The organism is Shewanella sp. 30m-14, from assembly GCF_052977125.1.
Map to the genome: position 1 here is coordinate 14,169 of NZ_JBRILW010000025.1, position 24,040 is coordinate 38,208.

The window sequence follows — 24,040 nt, forward strand, 5'->3', positions numbered from 1 at the left end:
CACTAATTGATATTCATTATGTATCTCGCGATCTATAAATACGTCTGTTGATCGCATCGCGACTCTCCCTCTGTCTAAAAACCAGCTATCGTCCAAAAACAGAGCTCAATATTACGGACGAGTCAATAACATAAGACTGCGAGTCTTAGAACCTCAGAATAACCAACACAAAAACAGAGAAAATGACAATCAGCTTAAACCTTAGCAACCGAGTATCACCACAACCAAGCCGCGCCGCGCACTCCTGAAGAACTGCCATAGACATTTTGTACCACCGGTGTGCGACACTCACCACCGAGTACATATTTGGATAGCAATTCTGGCAGTAATGGATAAATAGCATCAATGTTAGATACCCCACCACCTAGCACTATGATATCAGGATCCAGTAGATTGATGACATGGGCTAGAGAGCGGGCGAGTCTATCTATATAGCGTTCGAAGGCCGCACTAGCGAGCGCGTCACCCTCCCTCATAAGTAGGGCAATATCACTACCCGTTGCGGCCAAGCCACCATAAAGCTGGTAGTCTCGCACCAAGCCAGTTCCTGAAATAAACGTCTCGATACAGTCTTGATTACCGCAAAAACAATTGGTTGAATTAAATTCTTCAGCGCTCATCCAGGGTAATGGATTATGGCCCCATTCGCCGCCGATCCCATTGCCACCACTATGCACTTTGCCATTAATTGCAATGCCCGCGCCGCATCCGGTGCCAATTATCACTCCAAAAACCATACTCTTACCGGCAGCTGCGCCATCTATAGCTTCGGAAACTGCAAAACAGTTGGCATCATTTGCCACTCTGACTTCTCTGCTTAAACGTTTACCTAGATCAATATCTAGAGGATGTCCGTTAATCCATGTGGAATTAGCATTTTTAACTAAACCTGAAAAGGGTGATACCACACCAGGGATCCCCACCCCCACACTCCCTTTTTCGCCAAGCAATTGCTCAGCCTCAAAAACTAAACGTTCGATTGCATCGAGCGTTGCGTTATATTCTCGAGGTGTTGGTACTCGTTTACGAAAAAGCTCCTCGCCCCGCTCACTCAGTGCTACAACCTCTATCTTTGTACCACCAAGATCTACGCCTATTCGCAACATGTTTTCCCCTTCAAAATGTTTGTCTTTATGCCATAGTTAGCAATCGATTTTGGTCTATCACTTCAACGAATAGGGCAGCTATTGAGCCTACCTGTAACCACATTCAATGAATATATTATTGGTATCCCTTACTCTATAAAGTCTAAATAACGCACTAATTTTTATGTTTATATTATTAGTAAGCGCTCATCTAGATACTGCAGTGCCTAGGCCATGTTCACCTAAGCATCTCTCAACTAGACACTATTCACTTAGGCACCTCTCGCCAAAGCACTGTTCACTTAAATAAGGTTCACCAAGGCACAACTCATCAAGCCTGTTTGTTTTTATCCCAATGGGGGGCATAAGCAATAAAGTAAGGATTCAAAATATCCTCTTTTTGATTGTAATCTAGAGGGACATCAGTGTCATATTGCATCACTTTACCACCCGCACTTTCTAACACAGCTTGAGCCGCTGCGGTGTCCCACTCACTCGTTAAACCTAAACGGGGATAAATATCTGCTTCGCCTTCAGCTAACAAACAAAATTTGAGTGAACTGCCTACACTTGTCATTTCATGCTCACCAATCTCTTGCAGGTAAGCTTGTAATCCTGGGCTGACATGTGAGCGACTGCCGACAATTCTAGGTATGACCGATGTCGACTGACTCACTTTAGTTAACGGCCTTGTGCTACCAGCCTGCTGCAACCAGGCTCCGGATCCTAATGAGCCATAAAAACATTTGTCCAACACGGGAGCATAAACCACCCCAGCAACGGCTCTATGGTTTTGAATAAATGCAATATTAACCGTAAATTCACCATTACGTTTTATAAACTCTTTTGTACCATCTAGCGGGTCAATCAGCCAATAAGACTGCCAGTGTCGTCTTTCTTGCCAGTCGATATTAGTCGACTCTTCTGACATAACAGGAATATCGGGCGTTAATTGTTTTAACCTTTGTACAATGACCTGATGACTCGCCAAATCGGCAGCAGTTACCGGACTATCATCAGCTTTCGTTATCACCCCAAGATCATCTTTAGCATAAATAGCCATAATGGCATCGCCAGCTTCTATCGCGATATCCTGAATCGACGCTAACCACTGTGGTTCAAATATTTTAGGCAATGTCTGTATCTCTATAATTTGTCAGCTTAATAAACGTATTATGCCAGTATTTTTCGATTGAAATTAATAACCAAATAATCATTCTATGTCTAAAACAGACTAAGGCGAATGGTAATCGGTTTTAGGACGTTCGCAAGCTCAGCAACTCTCGGCCCTTCCGCTTTAGATTTTACTGTCTCAGCTTATACCGTCTTTGCTTTAACCTAGAACCAGCCTTTCCCAGAACCTAGGACCTTCTATGCTTTAAAACGTTAGCTAAGCGTTCTGTAAGTGAGGCTGCGAACGTTCCGTATACCGTAACTGGCTTTAACCATCTTTGCTTTATATGTCACACTTTGTGTCTATTTATCGATTCACCTTTGTTAACCCTTTCTGCCTGCAGTGAATTCCTCTAAAATGCGCCCCATTGATAAAAGGGAACGCTATGAAACTCAAATTATTATCTGGATTATTACTGCTTGGTTGCAGCTCAGTGCAAGCGGCCTGGTGGGTTGAACCGACTGACTTACCCCTAAGAGCTGATATTCAATTGCTGTCTGATACCGGTGTCATTGTGCAGCCAATTACCACCTACCCGCTAATGTGGGCAGGCTTGAAGCAAGATATGGATAAAGCCGATCAAGCAGCTCTATCTAGCCAACAGCGCGATGCATTCGATAGAGTCAGTCGTGCTTATGACCATGACCATCGTGGCATGAGCAGCAAGATAGAACTTGCTGGAGGCTCAGATACCACACGCTTTATTGGTTTTGGCCAAGACTATCGTGATAAAGCAGAAGCAGCAGTATCAGCTGAAGTCACTAAAGATTGGTTTAGTGGCCGTCTATCAGCAAGTTATCATTTAGATCCTATCGACGGTAACAGTACTCGTTTAGATAATAGCTTTGCTGCTGTCATGTTAGGTAATTGGATTGTCAGTGCTGGCGCCCAGCAAAAGTACTGGGGACCAGGTTGGGATAGTGGTCTTATTCAAACTACCAACGCTAGGCCTATGCCAGGAATGACGCTAAGCCGTAACAACAGCCAAGCATTCGACACACCGTGGCTAAACTGGATTGGTCCTTGGACCTTTACGACGTCGTTTAGCCAGATGGAAAGTGACCGTTACGTGCCTGACACCAAGCATTGGGGCGCTCGCGGAACATTACGACCTATTTCTAAGCTAGAAGTCGGTTTTTCATGGACTATGCAGTGGGGTGGCGAAGGTTACGGTAACAGTCTAGGTGACTGGTGGGATGGCCTATTTAATGGCGGAATGACTGAAGGTGAAATTGAAAACGGCCAAGAAAACATGTTGGCTGGTTACGATTTCCGCTGGTCTGATACGGCATTTGGTATTCCATACGGTATCTACTACGAGCGTATACACGAAGACTACCACAACGGTAAGAATAAGCTGATCAACTCGGCCAACTTGGGCGGTGTTGACTTCTTTTTCGCCGACCTTAATACCCGAGTCTTTGTTGAGTACTCCGACACACAAGTCGCTTGTGGTATTGACCCTGATGCATACAACTGCTTATATGAGCATGGATTTTATAAAAATGGTTACCGTTATTATGGTCGCAGTCTAGGTAGTACCTATGACAATGATGCCACTACCTTAGTGGTTGGCGGAATTACACAGCTGGGCGGCGGACAAAACATCAGCAATAAATTCCGTTGGTTAAGACTCAATACTGACGGGACAGATGCAAATATTGGTATTGGTGGTAACCCTGTATCACCAGGCGAGTACGAGCGCGTTTATCAGTTTGATACCAGTTATCACAGACCTTTCTATCAAGGAACATTAAAAGTCGGTGGCACGGTTGGTTACAGTCAATATGTGACTTCGGGTGGTCATGACTGGGATACAACGATTTACGCTGGCTGGGAAAGAACTTTCTAGTATTTAGAAAACTTCTATTCTAGGCTCTAGGCCGTTCACGGACTCTCTTCGAGGACGGCCTAGAGCCAATAAAAACAAGGCCCTAGGTTCTAGGACGTTTCGCTCCGAGGACGGACTGCGTCCTGCTAGGAAAATCAAAAGCGATACAGAACCCCCTTAAACCTTCTAGCCCGTTCATGCTGTTACTTTTCCGTCTCAGCTGTTACCGTCTTAGCTTGAACCTAGGAGCTGCTTTTCCTAGAACCTAGGACCTTCTTAGCTTTGCAATGAGTGAGCTTGCGAACGTTCCGTTTACCATTAAGGCCACAGCCCGTTCCACTTTTAGCCGTCTGTACTTTAACCGACAGTCCTGTTTTTCCGTCTCAGCTGTTTGATGTGGTCAACTAAAACTGTACACCTACAGGGGATGCGTATTTGCCCTTACCTAGGATCTGTTTTTCCTAATACCTGCTTCACCTCGCAAGTTTTGTTCCTTAATCATAGCGTGTAACTGCTCTTGCCATGAAGCCCTAAGTAGGCTTTCAGGCTTTATATCTAATTGTTGACATAACTTCTGTGCATTCAAGGCGCTTTGATGTGGCCTTTGGGCGATACAACCCTTATGCAATGCTTGCCAAGCTAATGTGCTAATAGGCTCTATTTTGCACGACCTTATATTCACTTCCAGTCCAGATTCAGGCTCTTGTTCAGGCTCAAGCTCAGACTCAGGCTCAGAGAAGCTGAGCGTTAACCGCTGAATTTCACCTGCCAACTCAAACCAAGAACAACTTGCCCCACCAGCATAATGATACAGGTTGCACACACCTGCCCCAGAATTCTCGGTCAGCCGGCTAATATTGACTTTTGAGCCCATTGTTTGTGTTTGTGTTTGTTTTACTAGCTTTAAAATCATTACAGCTAATGCTTCACACCAGGTTGGGCTGCCATATTGATCAGCAATGACAGCTAACTTATCTTTTACTTTAAACAATCCCTGCATAGTTTTGACAAAGTTATGCCCCCTACAACTGTATAGCCAGGAGGTACGAATAACCTTAGCCTTAAAGCCTAAGATATCACTTACCCAGCGCTCACCTTCGAGTTTACTCTTGCCATAGATAGACAGTGGCGCCGCAGGATCTTGCTCTACGTATGGGCGTTTGAGCACACCGTCAAACACAAAATCGGTCGAGATATGCACCATACAAATGTTTCGGCTATGACATTCACTCGCAATTAACTTAGGGCCATTAGCATTAACAGACATCGCTTTTTCAATATCTAACTCAGCCTGATCAACACGGTTATAGGCGGCGCAATTAATCACCACATCAGGCTTGTAAGTATCAAAGGCCGTGCGAATTGAATCAATATCGCAAATATCTAGCTGCTGACGACAAAGCCCTATCACGGCATCGCTGGGGTCTAAACATTCACTCACTTCTGGCAATAAGGTCTGCAACATTTGTTGAGCAGCCGTGCGCTGTGCAATATTCACTTGCGTAAGCTCTGCTATAGACAATAACGCCTGCGCTAATTGACTAGCTGCACCCGTGATAAGAATTCGCATCTTGTTTTGATAATCTCTTCTATTTTTAGTTTTAGTTTGATCAAGATTTTTCGAGTAACACTGAATACTCATCTAACGAGCCATGGCCTCGTGATGATAGAAACGCTAATAGCGCCTCAGGACTCCGGTTCAGTAGCCTATCTAGAGGAAAATCAGCTTGCTCGATGATCAGCTCAGCCTGTGTAAAATCGCCCAAGCTGTATGCCACATGAGAGTCAGAGCCCATTACTAACAACCCGCCAGCGTCTTTAACCGCTTTAGCAATTGCCAAGCAATTATGCTCGCTACCTTTTCGAGAGGTTAAAAAAGAAGAGTTATTAATCTCAAGCGCTACATTACTTTCAGCTGCAGCTTTAGCAACTGCATTGATATCGATAGGATACGCCGGATTTCCAGGATGAGTAATGATGTCAACATGACCACTGTTAATACAGTTAATCAATGCTGTGGTATGATTTTCTTTATTGCTTGGCGCAAAAACAGGCTCATGAAAACCAGCTAAAACAATATCTAATTCTTGTAAGTAATCGCCAAAGAAGTCTATTTCACCGACCACATTTTTAATATTAGCTTCGATACCTCGTAAAATACCCACGCCATCAACCATTCTAGGTAATACCCGCAAGTTTACAAAATGCCAAAAATGGGGCGCATCGGCCATATCAGGGCCATGATCTGTACAAGCAAATAGTTTTATCCCCTTATGTTTCGCCATCGCAATATATTCTTGCAAGGTACTGTATGCATGGGTTGAAGCAATTGTATGAGTATGGGTATCAACAAGATATTTCATTTCAGTCTCTTCTGTACAAAAGGTTCAAACAAAAAAAGAGTAGACTGCCAGTCTACTCTTTTCGTTAAGATAGCTCTATCGGTAACATAAGCTCACTGATATATAAGTGCCCGCTAAGTATGCGCGTTATCTATATGCTCAAACCTATCCATGCTCAACACATCATGTCTAAATCATTAATGGTCTATAACGTTTATTGAGTTAAAAAAGTCACAAGCTGTTACTTTGCTTCAAGTAGCCCAAATGGCTTAATGGCTTAAGCTATTTTCTAATTCATCCCATGTTTGGCGTTTACGATAAATGGTTGATGCGCTGATATCCAGCAAGGCCGCAGCTTTAGGCACATTACCCTTACATAAGGCTATCGCATTCTCGATTGTCTGCTTCTCTGTGAGCCATAGCGGTACAATATCATCGCTATTTGTCTCTGACGTTTTTTCTGAAAAATGTTCAGTAGAAACAAACTCTGGTTGCTCAATACCGTCAAGAAAAGAGGCGGGGGCTGAATGCGGCGCCCCAACCGGGGGGCTATTCTTCTGTTGAACCGCGTGTTGAATAGCCTTTGAAGTTTCTGCAGGCTTAGCCTCTAGGGCTGTGGTCACTTGTATCGGTAACATATCAAGCTCGACCAACTCGCTATCGTTTAATACCACTATCTGCCTGATAACATTTTGCAGTTGCCTAACATTACCCGGCCATTGATAAGACTTTAAACACTGCTTAGCATCACTACTTATGCCTTTAAACCCCTTTCCCTCTTCCTTGTTGTATTCTTTAAGTAAGTTCGCTGCAAGTAATAAGATATCTTTACCCCGCATTCTTAATGGCGGCAGCTCGATAGGGATAACATGCAGTCGATAAAACAGATCTTCTCTAAAGCGCCCAGCTTTAACCTCTTCCCAGGGTACCCGATTAGTTGCGCTAACAAAGCGTACATCGACTTTTTCTTCTTTAGTGCCACCTACACGCTGAAATACGCCAGTTTGAATAAAGCGTAATAGCTTACTTTGTAGTTCAAGATCCATCTCGCAGATCTCATCTAGAAATAACGTCCCATTATGAGCTCGGGTCGCTGCGCCATCTCTATTGGCAATCGCTCCGGTAAATGCCCCTTTAGTGTGCCCAAAAATCTCACTTTCAATCAAATCTTTAGGAATTGAAGCACAATTTAATGCCACAAAAGGCCCTTCTCGGCGTTTGCCCGCGTTATGGATAGCATGCGCACATACTTCTTTACCGGTTCCGCTTTCCCCAATGATAAACGCTGAAGCTTTACTGTTCGCAACGCAATCTATGGTTTTATAAACCGTTTGCATTGCCAGTGACTCACCGATGAATCCCATATAGTGCGGTTTAGGTAAACTGCTCTCATATTTTGCCACCAGATTGACAAGCTGACGCTGCTTCAAGGCGTTCCTAACGGTGATTGATAAACGTTTCGCATCAAATGGTTTAACAAGAAAATCAAATGCCCCCAAACGCATTGCATCAACAGCAATATCAATTGTGCCGTGGGCGGTGATCATAATGACAGTGATATCTGGATATGCTTGCTGAACGGTTTCCAAAATATCCATTCCTGACATATCAGGTAGTTGAATATCGAGCACCAACAAATCAGGTTGCCATTGTTTCAGTTCATTCAGGGCATCTTCCCCATGATTAACATGAGTTACCCTCGATCCCTCTGCTCGCAGATATTCAGTATATAACGCTCCGAGCGACATACTGTCTTCAACTAGCAATGTGGTAAATGAGCTCGTTATATCCATATAAAGTCAGCCTATAAATATTGAAGTCGAGATGGGGGAAAGGTCGTTCAACATCATTAACAACAAGGTATCACATAAATCAAACAGGGTTTTACCGTTTGCGTTTGATTCTTAAGATTTAATAAAATTTAATCATATGTAAGTTTAGCAGTTAATCCTCCTTAAGATATTGCTCCAAAGCGTTGCTGAAATAAACTGAGCGTTTGTCCGCCTACCTCTATAACCTCATCCAGTAAAGTGGCAACTTGCTGTAAATCCTCTGTCTTAGCACTTAACTCTAGGTTTTTAGCCACCTCTGAGAGTGCCAATGCACCAAAGCTGCCAGCACTACTTTTAAGTGTGTGTGCCTGTAGGTCTATTTCTGCTAACGCAAAATCTTTACCGCTTTTATAGCTAGATGCGATGACTTTTAACGTGTTCAGCCTATCTTGCGCTTCAGTTAAAAAAACCATAAACATGCGTTGCATGGCTTCTTCACCTAGCATACCGTTGAGATCATCCAGTGTTTTCTCGTCAATAATGGTCATTCGCACCTCATTGCTGTTACCGCTCTGATATTTATCTTGTTGCTGGCTTACTTTTAGCTCTGGTTTTAGCTCTGGCTCAATCGATTTTTGTACTTTCGATTGAACCATTGAGTCCGATTTATTAGAAACACTCACCGAAGAGGTTACTACGCATTGCCCCCCTAACTCTGCCCCGACGACAGACTTAAGCATAGCCTTATCGGCAGCAGGCACAATCCATTGATTAACAACCTGAACTAAATTATCTCGATTTACCGGCTTTGGCACAAAGTCTTTCATGCCAGCCTTCATACACAGTTCAACATCTTCTTTTTGTACATTCGCAGTCATCGCAACAACGGCTTGATTAGGATTAAAACACAATATCTTCTGAGTCGCCTCGATACCATCCATCTCGGGCATTCTCATATCCATTAAGATAAGCCCATACTCTTTGCGCCTAGCCATCTCCAATGCTTCAATACCGTTGTTTGCAATCTCCACTCTGAAACCTGCTTTACTCAATAATGCACTGGCAACAATCTGATTGGCCGGACTATCCTCGGCCAGTAAAATAGGCAGGTGTACCTGCTTATTGGCAATGGTAGTCGGTTTACTCTGCACGTCCTTAGACGCTAGTTCATGCTCACCCATTAGCGCTGCTAACATCATGTCTCGGCTCAAGGGCTTATTAATAACCTGCTCTACACCAACCTCTTTTAAGATTTTAGAAGCTTCTGGCACAACCACTGTCATTAATGCAGCCATCAAACCTTGTTCGCATAAATAATCCTGTTTTAGCTCATTAGCCTGCGCAACACTCAAATCAAATAGACAGTGTTCGTCAATCAAAATCAGATCAAACCGTTCTTGGTTCTGTAACGAGCTGAATATGCAATCAATGCTGTCAACACAAACGGTCGTCACCCCATACTGGTTATATTGCCTTTGCACTAATTGACTATACGTATCGTTTGGATGTACTAAAAGCACTCGAGAGTGGGGAGATACGATATTCACTGCGGGGGTTGCACTGCAATCGCGCTTAAGTAACAGATCAAAACTAAAACAGCTCCCCTTTCCTTGTTGACTATTAACCCCAATGCTGCCTCCCATCTGTGCAATAATCTCGGCACAAATAGCTAAACCTAAACCCGTACCGCTATAATTTGTATTATGAGAATCATGTACTTGGCTAAACTCTTCAAATAATGTCGCTTGAGCGGCCTCAATAATACCAATCCCTTGATCTGAGACTTTGCAATACAAGCGAGTCTCATCATTACCGGGGGCTACTAGCTGCATTTCAATGGCAACACAGCCACCAGAAGAGAATTTAATCGCATTGTCGATTAAATTATGCAGCACCTGCCTGAGTCTTTGTCCGTCACCAAGTACGGTTTCTGGCACGTTTTTGTTTATAAAACTGGCGAGAGCGATCCCTTTGTCTTGAGCTTTTGGCGATAAAACCTGTAGAACTTGCGCCGCTAATTTTGCTGGTGAGAATACGCTCTCTTCCAGTACCATCTGGCCGGCTTCGATTTTAGAGAAATCCAAAATATCATTAATAGTGCTCAATAATGCCGTCCCAGCTTCTTTGGCTGTATTGGCGTAAATACGCTGCTCTTTATTCAAACTCAAGTCCAATAATAAATCCACACTCCCCAATACCGCATTGAGCGGGCTACGGATCTCATGACTCATGGTCGCTAAAAATCGAGATTTTGCTTCACTCCCCAACTCCGCCTGCTCTTTGGAAAATTTAAGCTGTGCCTCATACTTAATACGTTGTGAAATATCGCGAACAAACGCTGTAAATAACATCTCCTGTCCGAGTTGTACTGGAATTAGTGTCAGTTCAATTGCAACCATTTCACCATCCGAACGTATCGCTTTTGTCTGTATTGAATGCTTAACACTCGTAGCTTGAACAGGCGTAATGTATTGCTCAAAAAAATGCTCAAAGTGTTGGAGTTCTTCCCCAGTAAAGATGCTACTCCCTATCGGTTGCCCAACCATCTGGCGTGTATGCAGTTTAAACAGTAGACATGCTGCATTATTCACCTCCTGGATTTTCCCTGCGGTATCAATGGTGATCAGCGCGTCTTTACTTCCCTCTAATGTGGCTAATAAAATCGACTCAGTCCTTTGCGCTGCAAGCTGGGCTTGCTTTACATCACTGACATCCTTTACAAGCCCCAAAAATAGCACTTCGTCGTCAATACACATTGTTGAAATTGAAAGTTCAATTGAAAAAAGGCTGCCACCTTTTTTCTGTGCAATTAACTCTCTACCTTTGCCTATTATCGTTGCTTCACCTCCATCTAAGTAATCCCGAATATAGCCATCATGAAGCTGCCGTTCATTTGGTGGCATTAACAATGACACATTCCTGCCGATAAGATCTGACGAGCTATAGTCGAAAAGGCGGCTAACAGCGGGGTTTACCTCCTTTATTATCCCTTTTTGGTCGACAATAAAAAAACCATCAACGGCGGTCTGCAAAATGGTATTCAGTCGAGTATTTGCACTCTCTAACGCTTGGGTTTTATCCGCTATTTTCTTGACCATTTGATTAAATGCAAACATGGCTTTGCCAATTTCATCATCACTGTTAACAGGGATCTGCACTTGTGACTCCCCCTGCAAAACTCGCTGCGATGCAGCTTTAAGCTGTGCCAAATTGCGGGTTAAATAGTGGCCTAACAACCAAGAAAAGAGGGCTACTAAGAACATCTCTACGGCTGCAATAGCCAAAAAACGTGTTCTAGCATCAGTAATAAAACTATCTAATTGGGCCGTATCAAATCCTAATTCTACTTTGCCATAACTAAAGCCTGATTCTTGTATGCTCCTTTCAATATCGAGAATACCGTCATCAACATTCGCTATCCCACTGTCTAGTGAGCCATTAGCCTCACCGTTCATTCTGCCGGCACTCACCAAGAGTCGGTTTTGGTCATAAATATTAACGTAGAGAACCTGAGACGTTGTCAGTAGCTCGTTAGCAAGGACATGGAGAGTGGATAGATCACTGCTAATCACCGCATCTTTTGCGGCAGCAGCAAAAAGTGACGCGGTAGAGCTGGCTCGCTTTTCAATTTCGGTTTGGTTTGAGGTTTTTAAATAATCAACACTGGTATAGACCAGCAACATTAACAGCAAGCCTTCGATTATTCCGATCCCTAAAATAGTCTTTATTCGAAATGACACTATTGGATCTCCTTTAACGGCGCGTTAAGCTCACTTAACGCTAACGCACGCACATCATCCCAATCGCCACTTGCTGCAGCCTCCATCCCTTTAAAACCCAAGCCCTCTAATAGTGAGCGCCCTTTGCTCGTTGTTGAAAGCGCTAATAACTCACTGAGTAGTACTTGTCGAAGTTCTCGAGATACTCGCGGGTGGGTAGCAATAGCATGAGGAGTGTAGCCGGGAGTGCTCCATAAGACCTTTAGGTTTTCAGTGACATCACTATCCATATTGTTAAATGTACGCCCCACGCCGCCGCCAGCATCCACAAGCCCCTGAGCCACCGCAAGATATACAGAATCATGTGACCCCACATACTTAGTGCTATGAACAATACCTTGCTGTTTTAAAATCGCGCGAGGAATCACGCTCGCAGCAAAAGCTGCGGGAGCCGGAAAGGCAAGTGATTTGCCCTTAAGATCGGCAAGCTTGGTTATTTTGGAGTCTTTATTTACAACAATAAGACCTTTGATGTATTTATCTTGCTCCTTTGCTAAGGCGATATAGCCAGGGGATGCGTTAAATACCGTGAAATGATATGGATTCATATAAGCAATATCGTACTCACCATTTGCTAAACGCATTTCAAAAGTGGGAATATCCGGCGCTGTTGCAAATTGCAAATTAAGCTTTGCATTTTGCGACAACTCAGCTAAAACCGGAGCCCAGCCTCTTGCCAAAGTACTCGCTGCCTGTTGTGGCACAACGCCAAACGTCAACACCCTAGGCGCTACATCTGCAGCCATTGTTATGGCGCTATAGCAAGATATAAAAATAACCCAATATAAAACAATAACTTTAGTAAACAATGGCATTAAAGGCATTCGCTTATATCCCTATTTTTAAACACATTGAGTTGCTAACTATTTAGTTAACTAAATAGTTATTTACAGTAATCAGCAATCCTTGTGCCAACCAACTAAAAAATTAACGGTAAATAGCTTTCGGTTGTCTGGCATAAAGCTTGCTTTGATGTAACACCCCTAGCAATTTCAATCCAAGAGGAAGACGATGCCTTTATCTTCTGAGCTTAACAGGCAGTATAAAATCATCCTTGTGGAAGACAGCGATAGTGAGCGTTGCTTGCTACTGCAGTTACTCGATGCGATGGGATTTAAAGCCCAAGGTTTCTCTAATGCCAAAGCAGCGATAGCACAGATCCAGCTGGAACATGTCGATATAGTTATCACCGACTGGATGATGCCCACCACCAGTGGTATTGAGCTGTGTCAGAAAATAAAATCAATGCCCTGTTCGCCATATACCATATTGCTTACCAGTAATAATCAAAACGCACACATCATCGAAGGAATCGAGTCTGGAGCCGATGACTTTATCGCTAAACCCTTTCACACTGGCGTGTTAAAAGTCAGGATCCTTGCGGGGCTGCGCATTATCGAGATGCAACAAGCGTTAGAACGCCAGAATGCAGCATTGAACCAAATGTTAATAAGAGAGCAAGATTATCTAAGTAAACTAAAACAAGATCTCTCTACTGCCGCTCAATTACAACGAGCCTTACTGCCTAAAAATACCGATTTAACCGCAGGATGGCGAGTCAACGCCGCTTTTAAACCGGCTCAAGATCTCGCCGGAGATGTTTTTCAATGCTTCAACATTGGTCAACATCATATCGGTTTCTATTTATTGGATGTGAGCGGACACGGCACTGCAGCCTCAATGTTAAGTTTTACATTAGCGCACCACTTATCTTGTCATCAGGAGATCTGGCAATCGCTTGATCTATGTAAAATTGCCAACAAGGTCAACCAAGAGTTTGACGACCCTGAGCAGTCCGGGCGCTTCGCTACCATGTTGCTCGGAATGGTAAACACCCAAAACGATAGCATCGAGCTAATCAATGCAGGGCACCCCTCGCCTATTCTTGTTAGTCCCACTGGTGCAAAGTTTATTGATGATCCAGATATTGGTAGCCAACTCCCCATTGGGATCAGTAAGCAATATCACTATCAAAGCCAACAATTCACCTTAGAGCAAGGCTGCCAACTCTTGCTTTATTCCGATGGTATTTACGAATGTCGCCATAGTAAGTTTGGCAACTTTGGCTTACCGAAATTACTCAAAAATGTACGTGATGCAAGATCGCTATCGGCAGAGAAACTATTAAATTACCTCTGCTATAGCTCAGAACTTTGGCAAGAGAAACAAGCACAAGACGACATATCACTCATGCTCATCTCATCCACAAATAGCTCGGCTCATTGTGGCTCTCAGATGTGAGGAAATACATATGAATAGCTTACAGTTCAATCTAAATAGCAATATCATGACGACCCATTCTATCAGCAGAGAGATGGAGCAATTTTTACTGCAAAATCAGGTATCCGATACGAAACGATTCAAGGTGATCACCTGTGTATTAGAAGCGGTTTCAAATGTATTTATGCATGCAAGCCCAGAGCTGGACTCCATGATAATCGTGTTGCATTGTGACGAGCACAAGATAACCATCGATCTACTCGATGACTCTACACAGCAAACCTTGGAAGCACCAAAGACTTGCCCACCAGCCGAGTCACTATCAGGCCGAGGACTATGGATAATTAACAACTGGATGGACAGTGTACGAATGCAAAAAACTGTTGCTGGCACCCACTTACAACTGATGCTTGCAGTTTAAAGTAAAGCAAGAAAGGTACCAGGTATGAGGTGTAAGGAATGAGATCCTAGGACGTTCGCACGCTCACTGCGAGGACGCTTCGCTGCTAGGAAAATCAAAATGAAACAGCAGCACCTTTAGGTTTAAATTAACTTGTCGGCTCTTGCATGTTCGTCTTTGTACTGTGGCTTACCCCGGTTATTCCACCTTCACTCTATTTGACTTTTGCGGCTCATAACCATCGCGTTTGCTTGTATAGACACTAGCAGGAGCAAAGCGACACTCTCCCAGGATTGTGGCTTAATAAACCTAGTCACTTCCTAGAAACGCAGCGCTCTTCTTAGCTTCTACCGTCAGCGAAGCGTTCTGTGAGTGAGCTTGCGAACGCTGCGAATACTGTAAGGCCACCAGCCATTCCTCTATTCAGCCTTAGCTTTTCCTAGCTGCCAGCTCTCAGGCTCTCTGGCACTCTAACCTCGAAGCGCGGCCCCTTCTTAGCCTTTAATGCCCTTTCCCATTTTGCATTGCAAATAAAGAGCATCACTTAGCTGTCTGCGTCATTGTGTTGATAAAACAATAAAAACCTATAAATACAATAAGATAAAAACTGGCATTAGAGTTGCTTAGCTTAATGTGTAAATAGAATAAATGTGTAAATGAAATATGTAATTGAAAGAAGTGTAAATAAAAGCCACAAGTAAAAAAATGAGTAACCACCAACAAATTAAATACCTGTTCAGATAACCAAGCAAAATGCCAAGTGCATTTTTAAGGATGGCGATATGTTTTTCTCCAAATTACCTCAGAACAATGCCTGTAAAATCACCCTACCGGTTGAAGTGATAATGACTCAAACCGCAACGCTCAGAGCTGCAATTTTGCAACAAATTGATGCAGGGATTACGCGGTTAATTATCGACCTTCACCAAGTAGAGTACATCGACTCTAGTGGGCTATCAGTACTCATCTCAGCGTTAAAACGCGTAGAAAAAGAAGAGGGTGAAATTGTACTACTCTCACCAACAGCTGGAGTGCGTTCACTCATTGAGCTTACCCGTTTGCATCAAATTTTCTCCATCTATGAAGATGAAACAGCTGCCATTGAATACATTTGCAATGAGCTTGCCGATGAAAACGTAATATAAGTTGAGGCCGCCGTTATGACTCCCAATCACAGCAAGCAAAAAAAGAATAACATCCACAAACTAGGCTCACACAAGTTAGGCTCATTAAGCCACGTAGGCTTGCTATGTTTATTGCTCTCGGCTTGTGTCACCCCCCATCACCCAGAAGAGTCTCAAATCTGTGCGGGTAACAGCGATGACAATATGACTCAGTGTCATTTTTATAGTCGCGACACACCATATATGCGCAGTATAAAGGGCGCCAAAGCTGAAAACCTTAGCCCAAATAGATCTAATACTGAAATGAGCAACACATGGTTAATGTATGCAGGGCAATCTCAGCAAGCATTACATCTTCCGCAAAATATTCGCTTATCTGTAGGTGATCGACTCAAGATCCAGGTGCTCAACGGAGAAGAGTTCAGCGGTGATGTTGAAGTCAATAACGATGGCTATATCTACCTACCTTATTTAGAGCCGATTCACGCGAAAGGTCTTGATATTGCAGAGCTAACAAACACTATTCAACAGTATCTTGTCGATGAGGAGTTTATGCTAAAAAGCAGCGTACGTTTAAGCATCACCCCCTTAAAGTGGGCACCTGTTGAAATTACAGTATCGGGAGGCGTATTTGAACCGGGTCAACACCTGATCAATAAAAAGTCCGACTTAGAAATTATTGATGATGATGGTAACCACAGTGGCGACCAAGCTGGCCAACGTACAATAGCTTCTGCGCTCAGAGCATCTGGTGGAGTTCGCCCTGATGCAAATGTCTCAGCGATCACTGTGTTCAGAGGCCAACATAGCTTCACCCTAGATCTATCCGGCGTGATCCACGGCTATCCTGTGCCAAGCATGACCTTGATGTCTGGCGATCACATTCATGTACCACAACATGATTATTTCGATGATGCTTTAGCTCGCCCATCACAGATCACCGCGCCGGGTATTCGAGTCTTTATGTCTAACCTGACTCAGCCGGCCTCCAGTAACGCCCAATCAGCGGTAGATACTGAAGCAACTCGATTTCCTTACGGCACTCGTCTGTTAAATGGTGCGATTGCAGCCAACTGTGTGGGAGGGGCGCAATCGACTAATGCCAGTAGACATTTATTGCTGATCACTAAAAATCCTCTTACCGCTCAAGTCGATGTGATTGAACGCTCAATAGATGACTTAATCAGGAACTCGTGGGAAACCGGGATGAATCCCATTTTAATGCCTGGCGATGGGATCGCCTGTTATGACTCTCGCGTTACCAATATCCGAGAGATTGCACGTTCAATTACCGAAGTACTCGTTCCAGCAACCTTGCTTGAATTGCTTTAAATAGTGACATAACCAGGAGGTTATAATGACAACACAACACTCCTACAGACCTCTTTTATGGTTAAAGCACTACTTTGTAGCTGGTAGTCAACTTTCTGCTAAAAAAAGAAAGCGTGCCTATCTTATCGTTACCTCGCTACTGCTGCTGACTATCTGGCTTTTAGTGTTGCTATTTACGCTATTAAGCCCAAGTCGCTATATCAGCCAATGGATCCTTATACTTCCTGGGGCTGGTGCCGGCGCCTTAGTCAGCCTAGATAGTGTGGGCCAAGCTAATAGCTCTACCAACTCGCCTTATGCAAGTAGTGCTATCGACCCTAGAATTAATTACAAATCTATTGCAAATAGTAAGCCCCTTATTAATGCAGCAGCTAAAACACTTCACCTTAAAAGCAGCGAATTTGGCATGCCAAAACTAACACTTCCTAACCAAACAGGGATGATGAAATTTAGTATAAAAGGCGCAACAGCCAAAGACGCACAGCAAAAAGCCTGGGCCCATTATCATAGTTTACAAGCATTATTAGCTGAGCTGCGCCGAGATGAAATTGAGCAACGTGAGGATGCCATCCGAGTAGGCATGGCCACTTTTGCCAATAAAGTGCATTTAACCCAGAATAAATTACTCGAGTTTCAGTCAGCACATGGTCTAGTGTCACTCGATCAGTTTAAAGAGCTGGCTTTGACCATGGAAAGACTTAGACATAACAAAGTCAATCTCATCTCAGAGTTACAAGGCGTGAAAGCCAGCCAGAAAATGCTCGAAATACACTTAGGCTTAACCCCCAAGCAGGCGGCTGGCTTACTTACGCTTAAAAATGATCAGTTGTTCCAGCAACTTCTTATCAGCTATACCAATGTTACCGCAACTCTAGCCGAATACCGCAGTCGGTTTGGCAAACGTCACCCAAAAGTTGTTACCTACCAAAACGAGCAATTATCTATTCTGGCCGCCCTAAGTAAACGCTGTAAAAGTCTGCTTGGCTATAATGATAAGCGCTTGATGTTAATGCTATCGGCTGATGACTTAGACGGCCGTGCTCAACTCATGCAAGAGTTGCTATCGCTCAACACCAAAGCCGAAGGGCTAAGGCACCGAATTGATGCTCTATCTGATCAGATCCATGCATGGGATCATAGGTTCAACGACAGTAATGATGATGCAGCCAAACTCGAAGGCCTACAGCGGGAGCATCAGGTCGCTACCGCAGTATTTACCTCCGCACTTGCAAAAATGGACATAGGTAAAGCCGACATCTACGCAGCCTACCCGTTATTGCAACTGATGGCCCCACCATCATTAGCCGAGAAACCCGATAATTTACGTACCCTGCTAGCAATAGTCGGCGGGATTGCAGCTTCGATCTCATTAATTGCAGGAATGGTAATGCTATGGATCCGCAAACCAATACTCCAGAAAATTCTGACGAATTAATTATCTGGCGAGCGATCACTGGCACCTATCTGTTTTGGCTGTTAGGCGCCATGTATCTGGTCGCCCCCGTCATAGCGTGGATCTTGCTGTTGCGCATGGTTAAACGAGCCTTGCTGGATCACCAGAGTTATACCGTTAGCAAAACACAAGCCTGTTGGATTGTCGCTATGGCAATCATGTTACTCGCATTGGTAATAGGTCACCTAACAAACGACTTAGGTCTAGCCAAACTGATAAAGTCGAGTATCGGTTGGGCCAAAGGCTGGGCGCTGTTGGCAATATTTCCATTATTGGGCAGCCTAAAGATCCGTCCCGAGCTTATCTACCGAGCATGTTGTATTGTGTGCAAACACACTCTGATCTTACTGCCCATCTTCATACTCGCATGGATCATTAAGCTCCCGGCTACACTCTATACTTCCCCGCTGAGTATTATTGGTGGCCCAGGCCCAGAGTTCTTTAATGTCAGCTTATATGAAATTGATCCCGCTAACGGCCTCCCCAGGTGGCGACTCTTTACCCCCTGGGCTCCCGCTCTAGGCATGATAGGCAACCTATTTTTTACTTTTGCCCTGCAAGAGAAGTCTAAACGATTTAAGTTTTATGGCTTTGCGGGCAGCTTTTGTATGATCTTGCTATCGCAATCACGCTTAGCCTTAGTCTGCTATCTACTACTGATTGGCTTTTTCATGTTTATCCGTTGGTTTCGCTCACCTTGGATTTACTTTGTTGCCAGCCCGCTATTACTCCTACTTGGCGGTTCAGGTCTTTATGTCGTCGACAAGGTGCAACAGAGTGTAGAGGCTTTTAAAGCTGCCCGTGCAGGCTCGACCCGGGTTCGCCAAGAACTGGCTAATATCGCCCTAGAGCGCTGGGCAAACGAGGCGGTAGTATGGGGCCATGGCATTGTCGAACGCGGACCGCATCTAGTTGAATATATGCCAATCGGTTCACATCATACCTGGTACGGCTTATTGTTTGTTAAAGGCATTGTGGGCGCTATCGCCTTAGCGGTTCCTTTACTTGTAAGCCTGCTTGCTCTACTCAAAACCCTATTTAGCTCGCGCCTAAGCGCTGTTGGCGTTGCGATTATCTTGCAGCTGATTTTATACACATTTGGTGAAAATCTAGAGATCCTTGCCTACCTGTTCTGGCCAGGGCTTGTCATTGTCGGGGCCGCTTTAAAAGAAGGTTCTAAAGGAAGGGACTAGGGACTAGGACCTAGGGCGTTCGCAAGCTCACTGCGAGGACGGACTATATAAACAAGGTCCTAGATTCTAGGACGCTTCGCTGCTAGGAAATCAACAGCGGAACAGTACCGGCTTTGACCTTCTATGCTTGATGTAGGCAGGGCTTTAGTCCATCACAAACAAACCAATACATAAATAGACGGCATAAATGCCGACCTACAAAATATAGACATCAACTTGAAATACTGCCTTCCTACATCTTTGTAGGTTGGGCTTTAGCCCATCACAAACAAACCAATATATAAATAGACGGCATGAATACCGACCTACAAAATATAAATATCAGCTTGAAGTACTGCACTCATGCACTTTTGTAGGTTGGGCTTTAGCCCATCAAAAAAAACTTCACATAGCTGACCGCATAAATGCCGACCTACAAAATATAGACATCAACTTGAAATACTGCCTTCCTACATCTTTGTAGGTTGGGCTTTAGCCCATCACAAACAAACCAATATATAAATAGACGGCATAAATACCGACCTACAAATAAATTGAATTCCAAAAAGGATAGTCTCCAATACGATTAACCAATCCCTTTCTTAGTGGATTCGTAACTATGTATCTGCTTATATTTTCTCTATCTTCATCAAGACGTAAGGCACGGTCATAAAATGATGGTTGCCATAATGCTCCTGAACGGTTTAGCTTTCTATTGATAACAAAGCTACTAGCGCCTTTTAACGTTCCCACGACTTTTGATAACTCAGCTCCCTTTTCCAATCGTAACAATCCATGAAAATGATCTGGCATTAATACCCAAGTTAACCAAGAACAGTTATATTGCAGCTCATTTTTAGCAATTCCTATGCAAAATAGTTGGGACACATAAAAGTCTATGAAATGATCTAAATTATTTTCGGTATTAAAAGTTATAAAGTACTCACCGCCTTCTTGCGAAAACCGGCCTACTCGTAAGTCACTCCATGACATCATCATCTCCCTTTGTAAAAACTGGCGGCATAAATACCGACCTACAAAATATAGCCATCTGCTTGAAGTACTGCCAACCTACATCTTTGTAGGTTGGGCTTTAGCCCATCAAAACCGCACCAATGCATAGAAAGACGGCATGAATACCGACCTACAAAATATAAATATCAGCTTGAAGTACTGCACTCATGCACTTTTGTAGGTTGGGCTTTAGCCCATCAAAAAAAACTTCACATAGCTGACGGCATAAATGCCGACCTACATAGACAACGCCGCTTTATCCGTAAGTGAGCCTGCGAACGTTCCGTATACCGTAAGGCCATAGGCCGTTCCGATTTCCCGACTCAGCTTATCCGTCTTTGCTTTTACCTAGGAGCGGCTTTTCCTAGGATCTCGATCCTTGTTTTAACCGTCTCAGCTTGTACCTAGGACCTTATTTTCCTCTTCTATTCTGATTCGCAATCTGCGAATTCACTCGCGCCGCCTTGGCCATAATAATAGCCCCAATAAATACATCCTATAAAGTCAGCTGAAAATATTCTGTTAAATCAATACATAAAGTACTAAATATCAAACGATATCAGATTGGCATGATCCCTGTATTCCTATCTAAATAACGATATCCGATGAATAAGAAGCAGAAGATAGATTGTTAAAAATATTATCCATAACGTGATGTCTAACAGGTGCTGATATGCAAAACGAATCGACATGTAACAACTTTCTATCGACACTTTCAAGTGGCGCAATGGCCAAAGGGCTATTCTGGTTGGGTTCTGCTCAAGTGCTTGGCCGTATTGTGCGCTTAGGTTCCAGCATTATCATCGCTCGACTATTTACTCCGGAAATATTTGGCCAAGTAGCCATCATACTGACCAGCTTTGAGATCATCTGTACGCCTACACGTCGTATATCTTCTGCCGCATTAATCAAAATGGATGATAACCAACTAATACAATCTTTATCTGCGGCTGATCAGGTGAACTGGTTAGCCGCTATAACCGCCTTCGTTGCCATGAGCTTACTCAGCTGGCCGCTTGCTATCTACTACGATGACATGCAGCTAATTTTACCTATGATACTCATGGCAACAAGCTATTTACTCCTACCATTTGGCATGCTTTACGCTGCTATAAACCTGCGAGCAAATCGCATGCGTGTGGTCGGTCGAGCCGTGCTCTGGCAAACAGCGTTCGATGCCATATTAACCGCAACACTGGCTTTGCTCGGCTTAGGTATTTGGGCCATTATTTTGCCCAAAATTATTGTGGTATTTATTTGGATTGGGATTCATAGATACCACAACCCCTTACCTAAGCCTTTATCAAATCACGCTACAGCTTTTAGTAAAGCAACGCTCAACCAAGTAAAATCTTTCAGCCTACTTTCATCTAATGCAAAAAGCTTACTCAAATTTGGTATACAGGTTGGGCTTGGCGACTTAGCCATCGCACTGAGACAAAATATTGATTATATATTGATAGGCTATTTTCTTGGTCTAGAAGCCTTAGGCATCTACTTTTTTGCATTTAATGCCAGCCTAGGGATCAGCTTAGGTTTAGTGCAAAGCTATGGCACAGCGCTTTACTCTCACCTTTGTCTCAAAAAGTCCGAATCGAAACCACTACAAGCGGCTCATGAACTAAGCCATGAACCAATTACCAAACTAAGCCATGAGGCAAGCCCCGAAGCAATTGCCAAACTAAGCCATGAGGCAAGCCCCGAAGCAATCGCCAAACTAAGCCATGAACTAAGCCAGGAACAAAAATATTTTCAGTCTTTAAAGTTCATTATGTTACTGACAGTGCCACTTGTGAGCCTACAAACACTCCTTGCCCCAATGTACCTTCCCTTGGTTTACGGACAGAAGTGGATAGATGTCGGTGCGCTGCCAATATTTATTCTACTGTGCTTAAGTGGTTTAGTTCGTCCACTTGGAGAAGCAGCCAGTCAATACCTTATTAGTATGGGTAGAAGCCAACTTAACCTGCTTTGCAACAGCGCTTTTACTCTTACTCTTGCTATCACGGTTGGGTTTTCAAGCTACTGGGGGCTTCAAGCGGTTGCACTTGCAATCTTAATACTGCACGTCATTGCCATGCCAAGCTTTACCCTTTACCTAAAACTCAGCTCAAACGTTCAACGGGCCAAAGCCAAACACTTGCCCTCACCACTTAGAGGTTCACTATGACTGTTAACTCTTACCCCAAAAAACCAACTGCCGTAAAAGTATCCGTAGTTATGCCTGTCTATAATGTTGAGGCGTTTGTAGAGGATGCGATCAATTCAGTTCTTAGCCAGACCTTTGAAAATTTTGAACTAATCCTCGTCAATGATTGCTCTAGTGATTCAAGCTTACAAATCTGTCAGCAATTTAATGAGGCTCGTATTCGGATTATTAATCACGAGTCCAACCTAGGTTTAGCGGCCGCTCGAAATACAGGTATTCGCCACGCAATAGGTCAATACGTAGCCTTTCTTGATTCAGACGACATGTGGCACAGCGAAAAACTGCAGCAACATATTAACCACCTCGATAATAACCCTGAAGTTGGTATCAGCTTCTCAAGGTCGCTATTCATCAGCTCTGAAGGCCAAAGAATGAATATCTACCAGATGCCGCAACTCACTAATATCAGCGCGCAAGATCTACTCTGCCGTAACCCTGTCGGTAATGGTTCGGCCCCAGTGATCCGTCACGAAACCCTAAGCGATATTCGCTATCAATCACTGAGTAAACATGTTCCCCATAGCTGTTATTTCGACGAAAATCTTCGTCAATCAGAAGATATCGAATGCTGGTTAAGGATCGTAACCACCACCCACTGGAAAATGGAGGGGCTGCCAGCACCTCTAACCTTTTATCGTTTAAACCCCCAGGGCTTATCCGCTGATTTGAACAAGCAATATGCCTCTTGGGAAACCATGATAAATAAAGCTACAGGCTATGCGCCTGAGCTAATTTTTCAGTATGAAGCTAAGGCTAGAGCCTATCAATTGAGATATATTGCAAGGCAAGCCATCCGTAACAGAAACGGCAAAGAGGCCGTTAAGCGCCTGCATCAGGCCATTAATATCGCACCCAGTATTATTGGTGCAGAAACCAGCCGAACTTTAGCGACCTTAGCCGCGGCTTACTTATTGAAATACCTACCACAGGCTGTTTATAACCGCTGTGAGAAACAAGCCCTATCCATACTCAGTTACATTCACAGGGTAAAAATCCATCAAGATGGTGTTAAGCCTGCATTGTTAAAACCCTAGCCAATTAATCCATTCGCAACCTGCCATGCAAGTTGCGAATGCTTAGCTCAACATAGCCACCTAAAAACAAAAACAATACCAAACTAATGATTTTCAACG

Annotated in this window: 17 protein-coding genes; 9 read left to right on the forward strand and 8 right to left on the reverse strand. The window is 43.7% G+C overall.

Going from position 1 to position 24,040, the window contains the following annotated elements; genetic code table 11:
* Nucleotides 1-215: 215 nt before the first annotated feature.
* A complete protein-coding gene (gene mak / locus ACVBIU_RS16675; protein WP_447164345.1) occupies nucleotides 216-1,106 on the reverse strand; it encodes a fructokinase in 891 nt (296 codons plus the stop codon).
* A gap of 310 nt (nucleotides 1,107-1,416) precedes the next feature.
* Nucleotides 1,417-2,238, reverse strand: a complete 822-nt coding sequence (gene cysQ, locus ACVBIU_RS16680; protein WP_447162593.1) for a 3'(2'),5'-bisphosphate nucleotidase CysQ — start codon at nucleotides 2,236-2,238, stop codon at nucleotides 1,417-1,419.
* A gap of 406 nt (nucleotides 2,239-2,644) precedes the next feature.
* On the opposite strand from cysQ, the gene ACVBIU_RS16685 reads away from it, so the two are divergent.
* The gene (locus ACVBIU_RS16685) at nucleotides 2,645-4,111 is read left to right on the forward strand and encodes a capsule assembly Wzi family protein (RefSeq protein WP_447162582.1); all 1,467 of its coding nucleotides are present in this window, start codon (nucleotides 2,645-2,647) and stop codon (nucleotides 4,109-4,111) included.
* 424 nt (nucleotides 4,112-4,535) lie between these two features.
* On the opposite strand, the gene rfbD is transcribed toward ACVBIU_RS16685, so the two are convergent.
* The 5 genes from rfbD to ACVBIU_RS16710 form a co-directional block, all read right to left on the reverse strand.
* Nucleotides 4,536-5,660: a dTDP-4-dehydrorhamnose reductase gene (rfbD, locus tag ACVBIU_RS16690; RefSeq protein WP_447164948.1), complete on the reverse strand. Its 1,125-nt coding sequence runs from the start codon at nucleotides 5,658-5,660 to the stop codon at nucleotides 4,536-4,538.
* 40 nt (nucleotides 5,661-5,700) lie between these two features.
* Nucleotides 5,701-6,453: a PHP domain-containing protein gene (locus ACVBIU_RS16695; RefSeq protein ID WP_447162584.1), complete on the reverse strand. Its 753-nt coding sequence runs from the start codon at nucleotides 6,451-6,453 to the stop codon at nucleotides 5,701-5,703.
* Between the two features lie 248 nt (nucleotides 6,454-6,701).
* The gene (locus ACVBIU_RS16700) at nucleotides 6,702-8,225 is read right to left on the reverse strand and encodes a sigma-54-dependent transcriptional regulator (RefSeq protein WP_447164343.1); all 1,524 of its coding nucleotides are present in this window, start codon (nucleotides 8,223-8,225) and stop codon (nucleotides 6,702-6,704) included.
* A 161-nt stretch (nucleotides 8,226-8,386) separates the two neighbouring features.
* On the reverse strand, nucleotides 8,387-11,944 hold the full coding sequence (locus tag ACVBIU_RS16705; RefSeq protein WP_447164342.1) for a PAS domain S-box protein: 3,558 nt from the start codon (nucleotides 11,942-11,944) through the stop codon (nucleotides 8,387-8,389).
* The gene (locus ACVBIU_RS16710) at nucleotides 11,944-12,729 is read right to left on the reverse strand and encodes a phosphate/phosphite/phosphonate ABC transporter substrate-binding protein (RefSeq protein ID WP_447164341.1); all 786 of its coding nucleotides are present in this window, start codon (nucleotides 12,727-12,729) and stop codon (nucleotides 11,944-11,946) included. Before ACVBIU_RS16710 ends, ACVBIU_RS16705 begins: the two co-directional genes overlap by 1 nt.
* A 265-nt stretch (nucleotides 12,730-12,994) precedes the next feature.
* On the opposite strand from ACVBIU_RS16710, the gene ACVBIU_RS16715 reads away from it, so the two are divergent.
* From ACVBIU_RS16715 to ACVBIU_RS16740, 6 genes are all read left to right on the forward strand, one after another.
* On the forward strand, nucleotides 12,995-14,224 hold the full coding sequence (locus tag ACVBIU_RS16715) for a SpoIIE family protein phosphatase (RefSeq protein WP_447164340.1): 1,230 nt from the start codon (nucleotides 12,995-12,997) through the stop codon (nucleotides 14,222-14,224).
* Nucleotides 14,225-14,234: 10 nt separating this feature from the next.
* Nucleotides 14,235-14,624 (forward strand): ATP-binding protein, encoded by a 390-nt coding sequence (locus ACVBIU_RS16720; RefSeq protein WP_447162588.1) that lies wholly within the window; start codon nucleotides 14,235-14,237, stop codon nucleotides 14,622-14,624.
* Nucleotides 14,625-15,385: 761 nt separating this feature from the next.
* A complete protein-coding gene (locus ACVBIU_RS16725) occupies nucleotides 15,386-15,748 on the forward strand; it encodes an STAS domain-containing protein (RefSeq protein WP_447164339.1) in 363 nt (120 codons plus the stop codon).
* A gap of 15 nt (nucleotides 15,749-15,763) precedes the next feature.
* Nucleotides 15,764-17,059, forward strand: coding sequence for a polysaccharide biosynthesis/export family protein (locus tag ACVBIU_RS16730; RefSeq protein ID WP_447164338.1), 1,296 nt, complete (start codon nucleotides 15,764-15,766; stop codon nucleotides 17,057-17,059).
* A 25-nt stretch (nucleotides 17,060-17,084) separates the two neighbouring features.
* Nucleotides 17,085-18,494 (forward strand): exopolysaccharide biosynthesis protein, encoded by a 1,410-nt coding sequence (locus ACVBIU_RS16735; protein ID WP_447164337.1) that lies wholly within the window; start codon nucleotides 17,085-17,087, stop codon nucleotides 18,492-18,494.
* A complete protein-coding gene (locus ACVBIU_RS16740) occupies nucleotides 18,452-19,705 on the forward strand; it encodes an O-antigen ligase family protein (RefSeq protein WP_447164336.1) in 1,254 nt (417 codons plus the stop codon). The genes ACVBIU_RS16735 and ACVBIU_RS16740 overlap by 43 nt, the downstream gene beginning before the upstream one ends.
* 522 nt (nucleotides 19,706-20,227) lie before the next feature.
* On the opposite strand, the gene ACVBIU_RS16745 is transcribed toward ACVBIU_RS16740, so the two are convergent.
* Nucleotides 20,228-20,677, reverse strand: a complete 450-nt coding sequence (locus ACVBIU_RS16745) for an REP-associated tyrosine transposase (protein ID WP_447162721.1) — start codon at nucleotides 20,675-20,677, stop codon at nucleotides 20,228-20,230.
* A 694-nt stretch (nucleotides 20,678-21,371) separates the two neighbouring features.
* Here ACVBIU_RS16745 and ACVBIU_RS16750 point away from each other — a divergent pair.
* Together ACVBIU_RS16750 and ACVBIU_RS16755 are read left to right on the forward strand one after the other, a co-directional pair.
* Nucleotides 21,372-22,868, forward strand: a complete 1,497-nt coding sequence (locus tag ACVBIU_RS16750; protein ID WP_447164335.1) for an oligosaccharide flippase family protein — start codon at nucleotides 21,372-21,374, stop codon at nucleotides 22,866-22,868.
* A complete protein-coding gene (locus tag ACVBIU_RS16755) occupies nucleotides 22,865-23,941 on the forward strand; it encodes a glycosyltransferase family 2 protein (RefSeq protein ID WP_447164334.1) in 1,077 nt (358 codons plus the stop codon). The genes ACVBIU_RS16750 and ACVBIU_RS16755 overlap by 4 nt, the downstream gene beginning before the upstream one ends.
* Nucleotides 23,942-24,040: the final 99 nt, after the last annotated feature.